A 14,283-nucleotide genomic window follows, 5' to 3' on the forward strand; every position below is an offset into this window, starting at 1 on the left:
AGAACGATGGAAGAAACGTGCGGATATTTATCGGTTTTAAATCCTGAACAACTTGAAGCCGTGTGTCATACCGGCTCGCCGCTTTTGATTTTGGCTGGTGCGGGTTCGGGGAAGACGCGGGTTATTACAACAAAAATTGCGTGGCTCATTGCAGAACAAGATGTGCGTCCTGAATCGATTTTGGCAGTTACCTTTACCAACAAGGCTGCTCGGGAAATGGCGGAACGGGCACAGGCACTGGATGAACGCGCAGCCAGGTCGAGTATCCGCACCTTTCACTCTTTCGGTGCGTGGATGCTGCGCCGGTATGCCGAATGGGCGGGGCTTTCTCCCAATTTTACGATTTACGATGATGATGATTCGGTAACGCTGTTGATGAAAGTGCTGCCTCAGCTAAATAAGCAGGAGGCGCAGCGCTTTATACGGAAAATCTCCCGCGCGAAAGATTATTGCCTGTTGCCTGATAACCCGCAGCTTACGATGATCGACCCCGCGCCTGAGTTCGCTGTAATCTACCGTGCGTATCAACAGCGGCTCCGTGAAACAGGGAATGCCGACTTCGGCGATTTGATTATGCTGCCGGTTCAGCTGCTGCAAGAACATACCGCTATTGCCCAGCAGCTTCATAGACGCTTTAAAGTGATCCTCGTGGATGAGTATCAGGATTCAAACAGCGCTCAGTTTCAGCTATTGCGGGAATTGACCGGCGAAGACACGTATGTCTGTGTTGTCGGCGATGACGATCAGTCTATTTACCGGTTCCGCGGCGCGGAGGTGCAGAACATCCTGACCTTTGACCGTCAATTTCCGCACACAAAGATTATCCGGCTGGTGCGGAACTACCGCTCGTATGAACCGATTTTGCGCGTCGCCGACTCGGTGGTTTCCCGCAATGAGGGCCGGCTCGGTAAAACGCTGATTGCAGCACGCGGAACCGGCGGACAAAAGCCCTGCCTTTATTACCTACCGTCTCAAGACGCGGAGGCAGAGCTGTGTGTGCAGCTCATCAAAAAGGCGGTGCGGGCGGGAGGCTCGTACTCAGACTGGGCAATTTTGTACCGCACTAATGCACAGTCGCTCAACTTTGAAACAACTTTCCTGCACGAAAAAATTCCGCACAAAGTAGTCGGTACGCTCAAGTTCTACGAACGTGAGGAAATTAAGGATGCGCTGGCTCTTTTGGCGCTCATCGCAAACGGGCGCGACGAAATTGCTTTCCGCCGTATGGTGAATAAACCCGCGCGGGGAATCGGCGAAACCACACAGAACAAACTGGTCGCGTATGCCCGCGCAGCATTTGCGCATTCATCTGCATATACAGGTGTGCCCGCAAACGGGGAAGAAGCTGTCAACGCGGAACTACCGGCATATACAGGTGTATTGGCATTCGGCGATTCACCGGAACAAGACCGCGGAAGCGCTCAGCAAGGAGCCGACTACATTACCGTACTGCTCGGCGCAGGAGCAAAGCTCCCGATATCTAAGAAAGCAGGTACCGCGCTACAGGAGTTTTTAAACACATTGCATTCGCTCCGCAGCCTCCTTGCCGAATACGATTCCACAAATACTACCGACACTGCGGCGTTTGATACGGCAGTGGACATCGATGCACAAGCTGACACCGTGCAGTCTGATGTCCCAATCGGCAGTACCATAGACACCGGCGCCTCTGAACAGGCAGTTACGCAAAAACACGGACAGCAGGGCGAGCGGCTCGCAGCCTTTGTACTGGCGGTTATCGAGCAAACAGGTTTGGGTGTTTTTCACCGGAATCAGGACGAAGTGATGGGTACGCAGAAAACGGCGAACTTGCAGGAACTTGCCAATACCGCCTCATTGTACCCTTGCTCGGCTGCCGGGCTGACTTCCTTTTTGGAGCATATCGAACTGGACCGCAGCCTTGCGGAAACCGATGCAGGAGCCGATGCCGTGCAGCTTATCACTATGCACAACACAAAAGGGCTTGAGTTCCGCAATGTAATTATCACCGGTCTTGAAAACGGTATTTTTCCACGCAATGACGAAAGCGCCGAAGATATGGAAGAGGAGCGGCGGTTGATGTACGTTGCCTGTACCCGTGCACAGGACGCGCTGTATATGACCAGCTGCGCAGCACGGCGGATGTACGGAAAGCTGTCGTATATGGAACCAAGCCGCTTTTTAGCGGAAATTGACAGCGGTCTTGTCGACGTGATAGGACAGTCCATTGCAAGCTTTACCTCTCCCGCCGACGAAGAAGCTGCATTATGGAAGTGCGGGCAGCAGATCTTTCACGACGACTACGGCTACGGCTATGTCGTACAGTCAAGGCAAAGCGGCGGCGAATTGGTGATTACCGTACAGTTTGAAAACGGCAGCCAGAAACGCTTTTTCCCTGTGTATCAGAGGGCTCAACTTTTTCGTGTCGACTAGTCTTTTGCAAATATACGGCATATCTACTGCGTTGCATCATGAAAAGTGCACCTCCTTGTACACTTTTCATGGCGAGTTTCGCGCTCACGCGAAACATCGTTTCTGGTTAATACGAGCGGCATCCATGCCGCTTCTGAAAATGCTCAACGTAGCAGAACGGACAAGGATGTCCGTGGTTCCACGAGGAAGCTAGTTCGTAATGCGAACTAGCAGCCCAAAACTGAACAAGGATGTTCAGTTTTGGGCGTGTCTCCGCTTTATTTTTGCTCGCGCCTTGTATCTGCACCGTACCGGAAGCCATTTCTTCATGCTGTCGGTTATGATACGAGTAAGTTCATCGAATTTATGCATTTCGCCCGTAACACTTTCTCCGCCTTTTAACATTTCTTACGAGCTTGCCTGTACTTCGACCGTTACCGTGTTGATGTTTTTAATGGCAGTCAACACTTCCCTACTTCCATTCTCCTGTTCCCGCATTGCCTCAGTCAGGCGGTCGCTCATTTCTTTTACTTGCTCGGCAAGAGTGAAAATTACATTGAACTTTTCTTCTACCGTTTTAGATGAGGCTGGGGTAATTGGAAATATAATTACGCATCACCAATTACCCATTGCCAATTCTTTGCCCTGCCCTTTTCTACTCTTTTACCGCTCCGGCGGCAAGGGACTTTAATAGGAATTTCTGTCCTGCCATAAACAGCAGCGTAAAGGGCACTGCTACGAGCAGCGCGCCTGCAGCAAACATCGTAAAGTTATCGTTTGCGCGGCCGTTAATCAGCTCGAAAAGGCCGAGTGCCAAGGTCTTTTTATCATCGCTGCGCAAAATAAGGCGCGGGAAGATAAAGTCCATCCACGGTGCGGTAAAGCTGGTAAGCGCAAGGAACATAATCATCGGCTTTACCATCGGCAGTACGATTTTCACGTATGTGGTAAACGAACCGGCACCGTCGACATGGGCGGCTTCTTCAACGCTTTTCGGCACCGTATCAAAATAGCCTTTCATCAGCCATACGTTAAAAGGCACACTGCCCGCCGCATATACCAAAAGGAGTCCCCAATGGGTATTTAAGCCGTTTATCTTCCATAGCAGTACATACGTTGCAACCATTCCGATAAAGCTTGGGAACATCTGCAGCACAATCATAGAAGCGAGCAGCGGCTTCCGCAGCGGGAACCTAAACCGGGAAAAGATATAGGCGGCGGTTACACAGACAGCCAAGGTCAAAAGAACATTGAACACCGCAATTTTGAGGGTATTTCCGTACCATTTAACGTAGTTTGTACCACGTACATCGGTTGTACCTTCGACGATTTTGTCGGCAGGTGTTAAAAGCCGTTTAAACTGATACACCGACGGTTCCTTGGGAATAGGAGAAATGCTTGTTGCCGCCAACGAATTGGTTTTGGTAAACGCCGCGCCGACGGTAAAGGCAACGGGATAGAGGACAAAGAGCACCGTCGAAATAAGGACGGTATACAGGATAATCAGCACCAGTATGGTACTCAGAGAATGCTTTTTCATTACAGTTCTCCTTCTTTAAACGCCTTGGTATGCGTAAAATTATAGACTGCGAACGGCACCAGCACGACAAACACGAGGATGGAAAGTACCGAGGCAAGGTTATACAAAGTCGGCGTATCATACGTGAGTTTATAAATCCACGAAATCAACAGATCGGTTGCGCCCGCCTTTGTCTGAATACTGTCGTCAAGATTCGGACCGCCGGCAGTAAGGAAGAATACCGCACCGAAGTTGTTGATATTGGCAGCAAACTGCATAATGAGAATGGGCATCGTTTGGAACAACACCAACGGAAGGGTGATGCGGAAGAATTGCTGCAATTTATTCGCACCGTCGATGGTTGCCGCCTCATAAATATCCGCAGGGATGGCCGTCATATTGCTGGTAATCAATATCATACTATATGGAAAACCGATCCAAATATTGACCAACAGCATCGTAATCTTTGCCATAAACGGGTCGGAAAGCCACTTAATCGGTTCACTCAAAAGACCGAACTGCATCAGCGAGCGGTTGATGGGGCCGAATGTTCCGTTTAAAAGGTTCGCCCAAATGAACAAACTCAGCATAACCGGAATAGCATATGGTAGGATAAACACGGTTCGGAAGAATTTCGGCAGCTTGATGCGCTTGTCGACGAGGATAACCGCGAAGATCATACCGGTAAAGTAACAGGTTGTGGTTGCAAAGAATGCCCAGATAACCGTCCACAGAGCGACGCGCCCGAAGGCGGAGAACCAGCTGTTTGCCATCTTTGAATTAAACATCGTGATAAAGTTTTCAAAACCGACCCAGTCGACAAGGTTGTTCGGCGGAATGTGCTTGGGCGATGAGTAATTCGTAAAGGCGACCAGCGCCGAAAAGATGAGCGGCAAAACAGTGAAAAACAGCATCAACAGGATCGCAGGGCTCAATCCGAGATACGGAAACGCCGATTCGACAAACTTCTTGCGGGCTTCCTCAACGGATGGATAACGCTGCTTTTCGACGATATATGCTGCCGTTTTTTTCGCAGTGATCACGTTCGCGACATACACGCAGATAAACACGACGAGCAGCAATACGGTGATAAGACCGCCGATCATCATGAAGATGGAATGATCCTTCATCTTGATGGGGACATTCGGTTTTTCATCTCCGAGTGTGATAAGGCCGATCAGACTCCGCACGATAGGGCCTTTTCCATTGAACTGCATAACCGTCTGATCAAAAAAGATCAAAAATAAGACCGCCAATTCCATCAAAGCGAAAAAGGCGCCGCGCACGTATTGCTTTAAATAGAGAATCTGACCGAGCCCCATAAAGCACGTCGATGCGGTTGATGTCTTTTTGATAATTGATTTGTCGATAACGGCAGCGCCTTGTAAGGTCGTTGTAGCCATTAAAACTCCTCCTATAAAAACTTTTGCAGGATGTTTAAACATCCGAAAAAGTTTTTAGCCGTGCGCATGTCCTGCAACGAGGAGCTTTGCTCCGAAGTTCAGGACGGCGCACCCGTAAATAATCGAGTTTGCACCGCAAACTTTACCGCCACGGATGGCGGTGGTTATAACAGAAGCGATATTTTGGCATTGCCAAAATTCGCCATCAACCGATGTACACGGAAGTTCATCGGTTGATGAGGTGTTCAAAAAAGATAAAGCCGCCGGGCTGTACCGTTTTATCCCTGCAGCGCAGGGAGAGGTATACCCGTGCCTTTTCATCTATTACCTGTGCGATTGATACCGGAGCCGTACCGCAATTGAGAATGAGGTCTATGCTCCGCGTAATCGGAATTTCCGCGCTTTCAACGGTCTCCGTAGTTTCCGCAGGTTCTACCGTTTCGGCATACTTTTGCAAATGAATAATTCTATTCGGTTCGCTTTCGGTAAGCGGCACGTCATGCAGATATGAGTAACCGGAAGCGGTCATTGCCGGATGCGTATAGCGCAAAGCAATCAACTGCCGCATCATGCTCATCGGTTCGGCGTATTCACCTGCTTCGATAGCCTGCCACGGCATACAGCGGCGGCAATCGGGATCATTTCCGCCTGCAAGCAAAACCTCGCTGCCGTAATAGATACACGGCGAACCGGGCAGGCTCAACAGCAGGGCGTATTGCTGCCATACGGCGGACACATCGCCGCCGTTGCGGGTAAAAAGGCGCGGCGTATCATGGGAGTCCAGCAGATTAAACAGGCCTACGGTAACAGGTTCGGGATAGGCCGTAAAAACAGCGTTTATGTCCTGCTCCAAAGTCAGGGCAGGCAGCGTTTTATCGTAAAAGAATTTCCAAAAGCACAGCGCGAGCGGATAATTCATTACCGAATCCAACTCGCCGCCGCGCAGCCACGGCAAGGCACTGCGCCATATTTCACCGAGCAGGTAAAAGCCTTTTTTAAGACTGCGCATCCGCCGATAAAGCTGCCTGCAAAATGTGTGCGAAAGCTCATTCGCAACATCGAGCCGGAGCCCGTCAATATCATAACTGCGCACCCATGTTTCGCATACGTTCAGCAGATAATCGATGACGGCAGGATTATTGGTATTCAGCTTTGGCATCGTATCGACATACGCAAAAACGCTGTATCGTCCGCTTTTTCCGTTTGTACCGGACGGTCGGCTCGCGGCGGCTTCACATTCCGGTTCTGCAACGGTTTCAAACGGCCATTCTTGTACGATAAACCAATCGAAATACGGCGAGGCTTTTCCGTTGCGGACAACATCCTGCCACAGTGCAAAGTCCCAGCCGCAGTGGTTAAAGACACCGTCCAGCATCACTTTTATACCGCGTGCATGGGCTTCTTTCACCAACATGCATAAGTCTTCCGCAGTACCGAATGCAGGATCGATATTCAAATAATCGGATGTATCATACTTATGCACACTCGGCGAAGCATTAACCGGATTAAGATATAAACCGGTAATGTTCAAATCGGCAAGATAGTCGAGCTTTTCGATAATACCCCGAAGCGTACCGCCATAGTGTTCATTGTTGGTAACGGCATCCTCGGCAGCAGGCCACGGCAGAGCATTCAGTTTCTGCGAGGCTGTATCCCTGCAAAACCGATCGGGAAAAATTTGATACCACACTATGTGGGGTACCCAATCCGGTACGCGGACGCATTCGGCGCCGTCCAGCCACGGAAACTCAAAACCGGGAAAATTACCGGTTATCCGGCGCAGCGTAACAAGCTCATCTGCCGTGTAAAACCCGTTTTCCAGACAGTAGCGGACATCGCTTTCATCTTGACCGTGCAGTTCAAAGCAGTATTTACACCGTCCATAAGGAAGCGTAACCGTTACCTGCCACCATGTATGATACGGAAGATCTTTTTTGCGGGTGATTTCCTGTCGTTTGCCTTCCCATGCCCAGCCGTCCGGTGTTACCGAACCGTCAAACGGATCTCCGTATATAATAAATACACGCCGTATGTCGCTGCCGGTTTTAATGCCGATCATAAGTTCATTTTCATTGAGCGGATAACAAAAATTATCCATACTGCGATGTTCTATTGCCGAAAACTGCATACCAAGCACCTATATCCAAGGAAACTGCCCAAAAACTGTTTCGCAATTCGCTTTAGCGGATATAACGAATAATTTCCTTACAGAAAAAGTCGATAGGCTTTCAGTTTTTGGACAGCCCCAATACCCTATTGTATCGACTCCATTGTAGCAGCAGCGGCATTCAGTTTTTCCGCAACATTGCCGCCGTCCCAGATATTCGTAAAAGTTGCATTCATTGCAGACCAGTATTTGCCCATTTCGGGAATGGTGGGCATCGGTGTTGCGTATTGTGCCTGTGCTAAAATACCTTGACTCAACGGATCGCTGATGGTGATATCGGAGCGGGGCGGAATTTGCTTGGTCATTTCATACCGTTTTTCCAATATCGGCTTTGAAGTAAGGAATTTTGCAAAGTCCTGCGCTTCCGTCGGATGATCACTGTAAGCGCTGACAAAGGCCATGCGAAGACCGGAGAACGATGCCGGAGGATTGGTCATACCGGGGAATACCGGAATGGGTGCAATACCGTAGTTGAGACCCGTTTTTGAAAAATCGGAGATTTTCCACGGGCCGGTAATAATCATCGCAGCTTTACCTTCCGTAAACGAGGAATTGCAGAAATCATCGGTAATGTCGCCTGACGGAACATCGAGCATCTTCTTGCGAAGGCTCTGGAAATAGGTTAAGCCGGTAATAGCATTGGGGCTATTGACGTTGTGCTGTTTGGGATCATCTCCGTTCGGGCCGAAAAGCGGTGCGCCGAAGCCGCTCATAAAGATGTAGTTAAAGTATGCGTTTCCGACACCCCAGACCAATGCATATTTATTTTGAGCTTTATCGTTCCATGTCTTTGCAAATGTTTCCATCTCTTCCCATGTTTTGGGAGCTTCCGGCAGCAAGTCTTTATTATAGAACAATGCGTAGGTTTCAATTGCAAGCGGATACCCGTAGTTTTTTCCCTCATACGCGGCGGATGTCAATGCAGCGGGAATAAAGTTGTCGAGGATGGACGCATCGTCAAAGGGGAGAATATGACCGCCTGCGACAAGGGCGCCGATATGGTCGTGCGGTGCAACAAAGATATCCGCGCCTACACCTGCAGGGCCGTCCATTTCAATCTTTGTGCGCGCATCGGTCGACTGAACCGGTTCATACACAAAGGATACGTTCGGATGCGTTTTCTTGTATTCTTCCGCAGCAAACAGCATAAAATCTTTTTCGGGGCCTTCGGATTCCCATATTTTGATGGTAACCGTTTCGCCTTTCATAGCGCCGGCTTTATCGTCCTTCTTCTCGGAACTTCCACCGCAGCTCGTAAGAGCAAGAAGAAGCATCAATGATACACAGGCAGAAAGTCCTATAATTGCTTTTTTCATATAACACCTCCAATCTGTTATGAAAAAAATCTATCGGGAATCTTAAAAAAACCTTCTTATAAATTCGACAGCCGAACAAAATATCAATTTTGAAGGCGGGCGAATTGGTGCGCGAAAAGCGCACACGTCAATAAGCGATGTTTGCCGAACGGCAAACTCGACGGTTAACTTCGGCAGCCTTATTGCAGCTGCTGAAGTTAAACCTTGGTTTTTAAAAGATACCCTCTTCACTGCGAACAATAGCCGCAGTGTACGGATCTAGTATGATCCGGTTTTGCTCAAATCGTATACCGGACGGATGTGCAATGCCGTCCGGCGATGCCGCCGCTCCGTCGACAAAAAACACAGGCTTTTGTAATGCGCCGCCAAGTGTAAAACAGTGTTCCGTTCCCGCCGCATTAAACAACAAAAACCACGTGCCATCCGTCCAGTCGAGTGTGTACCCGAATGCCTGCCCGTACTGCTTCTCCGTTTCGGACAATGCTCCGTCATCACTCTTTACGGCACATCGGTTACCGCTGCAATCACCCGATGCAGCAACCGCTGCATCTTCTGCGGGCAAAAACGCGGCGGCTTGTGCAATGCGTCCGGCATTTCCTATTCTAAACACGTCAAACCGTTTCCTCAACGCGATAAGCCCGCGCGTGTATGCGAGCAGCTCGGCGTAATCATCATCGAGCGTCCACACAATGCGGTTAACGCTGTCCGAAGCGTCATAGCTGTTGCGGACAAAAGCGCCGGTGCATTCTTCCGCTGTTCCGTGCACATTCGGCTTGGTACGCCCCCGCTCCTGTCCGGCGTGTAAGAACGCAATCCCTTGACAGGTAAGCGCCAGCGCGTTGCCGAGTTTGATACGGGCAATCAGCTCCCGCTTTTGCGAGGGGATACGTTCATCAAGCCCTGCATTATGAGCGATGCAGTCGTGCAGCGTAAGCCCGTCGTGGCAAACAAGGTACTGCACGTTATCGCCCGGGCTGTCGGCGGTATAGTTACACTGAGGTAACCCGATACAATTGCAAAAGAGCTGTTTAAGATCGACGTTGCCGCCGGTTAAAAAGCCCTTGCCCTCTTCATTCATACCGCCTGCTTTTACCAAATCGCGAAATTCATCGTTAAAGACGGCAACGCTGTCGGTTTCGGTCATGTACCGCTGATCCATACCGACGGTACCTTCGGCTCCGTTATACAGCTTCCAGCCTTCCCCGATGAACAGTACCGACGGATTAAGCTCCCTGCAGCAGTTGTATGCCTCTAACACCGTCTCGGTATCGAGCAGTCCCATCAGATCAAAACGGAGACCGTCAACCTTATAGTTTTTCACCCAGTGTACAGCCGAATCGACAATAAGCTTTCGTGCCATCGGCCGCTCCGAGGCAATATCGTTCCCGCAGCACGAACCGTTGGTATAGCTGCCGTCTGGATTTGTCCGAAAGTAATAGCCCGGAACAATCGCATCGAAAAGATCGGTACGCGCAACATGATTATACACCACGTCGAGCACTACACCGAGCCCTGCCCGATGGCACTCATTGATCAGCTCCCGCAATTCGCGTATGCGGCTTTCGGGATTTTCAGGCTCGCTTGCATACCAGCCTTCGGGCGTAAAATAGTTATGCGGGTCGTAGCCCCAGTTGTAGTTGTTGTTGTGCACAGTACCGGCATCTTCATACTGCTGATTTGTCTCGTCCGTGTAGTAAAAATTCAGTACCGGCATCAGCTGAATATGTGTAATGCCCAATTCGCGTAAATAGGGGATTTTTTCGATAAAGGCTTTATACGTACCGGGGATATTTTTAACGCCGGAGTCGGGGCTTGCGGTAAAATCGCGGACGGACACTTCGTAAATAATCGCATCCTCCCGTTTTTGCAAGGTGATATACGGATATTCCCGCTCCGGTTTGAGCGTTTCTTTTTGCAGGTTGATAATAGCGCCCCGTCCGATACCGCCGCTGCCGGTACAAGCAGCCATCGAGAGGCTGTACGGATCGAGCACGGTATGCGTTCCCGTTTCGTTTGTCAGCGTGTAATCGTAAAAGAACAGTTCCGGATCCCGTTCCGCAAAGATGCCGCACCACAGACCGGTTACATCGTCATACCGAAGCGGAACCGTAAAAGCAGGTTCTGAATCACCGGCGTTTTGATAGAGGTTTACCGACACATCGCGGGAATTCGGCGCCCATAAAGAAAAACGGCAGCTTTGAGCGGCGGCATCATACACGGCGCCGAGCTGCATATCGCGAGGCGGAATTGTCTGTTCAAACGTTCGGACGAATGATTTCATACATCTCCATCGCAAGTAAATCTAAGGAAAACTTCTAAAAACTGAAGCTTTTTAGAAGTTCCCTTTACTGTCTTATAATAGCATATAAACGTCGCATCGCCAATATATAAATATTTTTTTATTCGTACGAAGGATTTAATCTAAGGCTGCTGTCCGGCAGTTGAATCGGCTGTATGATTCTGTTGGCTGTATTCCTGCAACGTGTGATAAAAGGAGCGCATAGCCGGACAGTACTGCTTATCCTCGTAAGCAATATGCGACAGTATCCAATCCCTAAGGTAGTCGGCAAACTCAAAACCAATCGTTACGGTCATTTCGTCAAAGTCCATCAATACCCGAGTAATTGTTTGGACAAACTCCTTGTGCCGCTGTTTATGAGCTTCATAGCCGGAAAAGCCACACGCCTTCATCAATTTTTCTTCATCGATAAAGTGTGTTTGAGTATAATCTACTGCTTGCCGCAGTACGTTACCTACGGTCACCAGCCATTCGTCTTTACTCCGTTTTTGACGGTTCATCAGCGCTTCACGCAGCTCATTGCACATTGCCACCAGCTTACGGTGCTGACTGTCGATTCGCGGAATACCGAGTTCCAGTTTTTTATCCCATTGTACCCAAGCGGTGTTCAATTCTTCCGTATTTTTTGTTTCTGTTGCCATACTTTTTTCATCCCTTTATATACTGAATCGTTCGAAAGAAGCGGTTACTCTTAGACGATTTTCGTATTAGTAATCGTTATTAGAATAAAACGATATGGCTATAATGTCAAATAGAAAGTTGTCGTACCCCGCTTATTTTTATGATACCCCCATCCCATAAAAAAAGCGGGCACATTCATAATGAATGTGTCTGCTTGTTCAAAATCCTGTACGGTTTTTAATGTATTTGCATACTACGCAGCTGTAAAAAGCTCTTTCTGAACTTTTTACCGCTACCGTGTTGTTATTTGTAAAGGCTATTTTAGGGGTGGTTGCTCTTCCATTCTGCCCACTGTGCTTCACCTTTATCCAGGGTAGTTACTCGACCTACATATCTATTTTGCACAAAGCTATTTACGCCATAGTTAAATAAATACGGTTTACCTTCTTTATACCAGATTCCGTACGGGAATATCCTATTCTGCTCAAAATTGTTGTCAACAACATAGATTGCAATGATGTTTCCTTCCTCATCAAAAGCGGCACCCCAAAGCGTTATAGCATGGGCATAATCATTGACACCCTTTGAACCCCATATATCTATCCCGATTGCTTTTTTAGACTCGAGAGCTTTAGATATTATTTCATTAAAACTAGTTTGATCAGTTACAGTTTCAACTTTAATAGGCGTATTTTCTTTGCTGAAAATATCTTTGAACAAGGATGGTCCTTCAAAATTTTTATTTGATACACTTGGATTGCCATAAAGATACCATGCAAGTCCACTTATAGTATAATTACCTTGTTGACTATTACTCGCTTGTATTCTAAAACTATTTGCTATATAGCTTTTTTCTTTTTCTCTTGCTGTTGGCAATTCTCTTTTGTAGTAGTGTGCGTATTTATCCTTTTCTTCTTGCGATTTGTTTTTTATGTATTTGTTTATATTTGCTTCATTCTGCACAAACCACCAATGCAACATATTTGAAGCGGTTTTTGCCCAGCATTGATTTCCGTCTGCACCTTCAGGAGCAGCTATTCCTAAAAGAGACACTTTTCTGTTATTAAACCATTTGGTAGTAGTACTTTCATTCCACCAAAAAATCTTATCATCATTCCAATAAACTTTCTTTTCACCACCATAAACAGGAATACGTTCTTTCTCACTTGGGTTAGGCTCACCTATACCATCAACCCACTTTATCGTTACATTCGGATTATCATTCTTTTTTTGAGTAAGTTCTACTTGAAGCTCCTTACCTGCGGAAATGATATATTTATTTGTGTTATCTTTAAATTTGATGTATGCCGTTCTATCCCATACGGTTTTGTTTTGCTTAAGACGTAAATGTACCGTATCTGTGTTTGCATTCGTATTGTCTTTACTAACAAAGGTAAGCCATGCCTTTTCACCTGTTCCGCCTCCTACGACCTCAGGCGTATATGCGAGCTTGCCGTTAAGCGTTTTTACCGCAACGGTGATATTTGCTTCATCACTTTCATACTCAACGACCGGTGTTTCTATGTTAATTGAGGGTCCCTCGGGTTTTCGCATCATCTTAAAGTGAACAACCACACTAACAGAAGGATTATCATCGGCGGTTATAGTTACCGTTGCTTTTCCTTCTCCGTCAGCTTTTACATCTCTGTTTCCATCACCGCATAGCCATGCTACCGAGGTCTTGGAGGATTTGAAGGTAAGATTTTTATTCTCAGCTCCTTCAGGCAATACCTTTATATCAAACTTATATATTTCGTTGAGAAACAACTCAATCGGTTCCGCGGGAAGCGGCGGGTTAAATTCAATAGAAGTAACACGGACAGTAGCTTTCGTAACGGTTAGCCTCACTTTTTTTGATACAGTCGGATCATCCGCTGCTGTTATGGTAATAACCGTACTGCCATCCTGTTTTGCCGTAATCTCCCCTTTGTCATTTACAACTGCAACTGTTTCATCATCCGAACTATAGGTAAGCGTTTTGTCCGTTGCGTTTTCGGGCACAACATACGCGCCGATTTGACGGGTAGCTCCATTCTCTACAGAAATAGCAGTTTCACCGGAGCGAAGAGCAATACCCGTAACAGGGATGTGTGTTGTAGTAACGGTTACGGTAATTTCTTTAGAAACACCGTTTGAAGCTTTAATCGTAATTTTTGTATCGCCTGTTTTATGAGCAGTAACTACCCCCTTATCATCTACAGATGCGATACTGTCATCAGCTGAACTGTAGATAAGGTTTTTATCCGTTGCATTATCATATATTACCTTTGCATGGATTTGACAGGTTTTGTTAACGCTTAGTCGGAGAGGATTTTCAGGCAATGCAGGTTCGAATACTATATCGGCAGTAGGACGGAACGGGGCATAGTTGTTGTTACAACCTATAATGAGCAAAACAGTCAAGATAGAAAAAAAGACTGGTAAAAATTTCTTCAAAAGTAGACTCCATAATAAAAAAATGCGGGATTCACTGATGCAACGCATCAGGGAACTTTATATTTTGATTGCTGTATGTATACAAACTAATCGCATATTCGTCAAGTGCATAGTAGAATTTCTACTGAGAA

Annotated in this window: 9 protein-coding genes and 1 pseudogene; 1 reads left to right on the forward strand and 9 read right to left on the reverse strand. The window is 47.5% G+C overall.

Annotation, left to right across the window (positions count from 1 at the left end; all coding sequences use genetic code 11):
- The first annotated feature begins 6 nt into the window (after positions 1-6).
- Positions 7-2,412, forward strand: a complete 2,406-nt coding sequence (locus E4N65_RS08090; protein ID WP_253672693.1) for an ATP-dependent helicase — start codon at positions 7-9, stop codon at positions 2,410-2,412.
- Between the two features lie 268 nt (positions 2,413-2,680).
- Here E4N65_RS08090 and E4N65_RS08095 read toward each other — a convergent pair.
- The 9 genes and pseudogenes from E4N65_RS08095 to E4N65_RS08135 all read right to left on the reverse strand — a co-directional run.
- A pseudogene (locus E4N65_RS08095) lies at positions 2,681-2,976 on the reverse strand (methyl-accepting chemotaxis protein); the annotation flags it as partial.
- Between the two features lie 70 nt (positions 2,977-3,046).
- Complete coding sequence (locus E4N65_RS08100; protein WP_016524050.1) at positions 3,047-3,931, reverse strand: sugar ABC transporter permease; 885 nt, start codon at positions 3,929-3,931, stop codon at positions 3,047-3,049.
- On the reverse strand, positions 3,931-5,313 hold the full coding sequence (locus E4N65_RS08105) for a carbohydrate ABC transporter permease (protein WP_044015642.1): 1,383 nt from the start codon (positions 5,311-5,313) through the stop codon (positions 3,931-3,933). Before E4N65_RS08105 ends, E4N65_RS08100 begins: the two co-directional genes overlap by 1 nt.
- 54 nt (positions 5,314-5,367) lie before the next feature.
- Positions 5,368-5,562 (reverse strand): hypothetical protein, encoded by a 195-nt coding sequence (locus E4N65_RS08110; protein ID WP_044015640.1) that lies wholly within the window; start codon positions 5,560-5,562, stop codon positions 5,368-5,370.
- Positions 5,540-7,441 (reverse strand): glycoside hydrolase family 13 protein, encoded by a 1,902-nt coding sequence (locus E4N65_RS08115; RefSeq protein WP_253672695.1) that lies wholly within the window; start codon positions 7,439-7,441, stop codon positions 5,540-5,542. Before E4N65_RS08115 ends, E4N65_RS08110 begins: the two co-directional genes overlap by 23 nt.
- 125 nt (positions 7,442-7,566) lie before the next feature.
- Positions 7,567-8,796: a sugar ABC transporter substrate-binding protein gene (locus E4N65_RS08120; protein WP_253672697.1), complete on the reverse strand. Its 1,230-nt coding sequence runs from the start codon at positions 8,794-8,796 to the stop codon at positions 7,567-7,569.
- Positions 8,797-9,007: 211 nt separating this feature from the next.
- Positions 9,008-11,077, reverse strand: a complete 2,070-nt coding sequence (locus E4N65_RS08125) for an alpha-amylase family glycosyl hydrolase (protein WP_253672699.1) — start codon at positions 11,075-11,077, stop codon at positions 9,008-9,010.
- 140 nt (positions 11,078-11,217) lie between these two features.
- Complete coding sequence (locus E4N65_RS08130) at positions 11,218-11,736, reverse strand: bacteriohemerythrin (RefSeq protein WP_044015631.1); 519 nt, start codon at positions 11,734-11,736, stop codon at positions 11,218-11,220.
- A gap of 301 nt (positions 11,737-12,037) precedes the next feature.
- Positions 12,038-14,152, reverse strand: coding sequence for an IdeS/Mac family cysteine endopeptidase (locus tag E4N65_RS08135; RefSeq protein WP_253672701.1), 2,115 nt, complete (start codon positions 14,150-14,152; stop codon positions 12,038-12,040).
- Between the last annotated feature and the right edge of the window lie 131 nt (positions 14,153-14,283).

Source organism: Treponema sp. OMZ 855 (assembly GCF_024181145.1).
GTDB lineage: Bacteria > Spirochaetota > Spirochaetia > Treponematales > Treponemataceae > Treponema.

What these genes read in the sequence shown, in the direction of transcription:
- E4N65_RS08090 (WP_253672693.1), top strand. Translation starts at nt 7, where the DNA reads ATGGAAGAAACGTGCGGATATTTATCGGTTTTAAATCCTGAACAACTT.
- E4N65_RS08100 (WP_016524050.1), bottom strand. Translation starts at nt 3,931, where the DNA reads ATGAAAAAGCATTCTCTGAGTACCATACTGGTGCTGATTATCCTGTAT.
- E4N65_RS08105 (WP_044015642.1), bottom strand. Translation starts at nt 5,313, where the DNA reads ATGGCTACAACGACCTTACAAGGCGCTGCCGTTATCGACAAATCAATT.
- E4N65_RS08115 (WP_253672695.1), bottom strand. Translation starts at nt 7,441, where the DNA reads ATGCAGTTTTCGGCAATAGAACATCGCAGTATGGATAATTTTTGTTAT.
- E4N65_RS08120 (WP_253672697.1), bottom strand. Translation starts at nt 8,796, where the DNA reads ATGAAAAAAGCAATTATAGGACTTTCTGCCTGTGTATCATTGATGCTT.
- E4N65_RS08125 (WP_253672699.1), bottom strand. Translation starts at nt 11,077, where the DNA reads ATGAAATCATTCGTCCGAACGTTTGAACAGACAATTCCGCCTCGCGAT.
- E4N65_RS08130 (WP_044015631.1), bottom strand. Translation starts at nt 11,736, where the DNA reads ATGGCAACAGAAACAAAAAATACGGAAGAATTGAACACCGCTTGGGTA.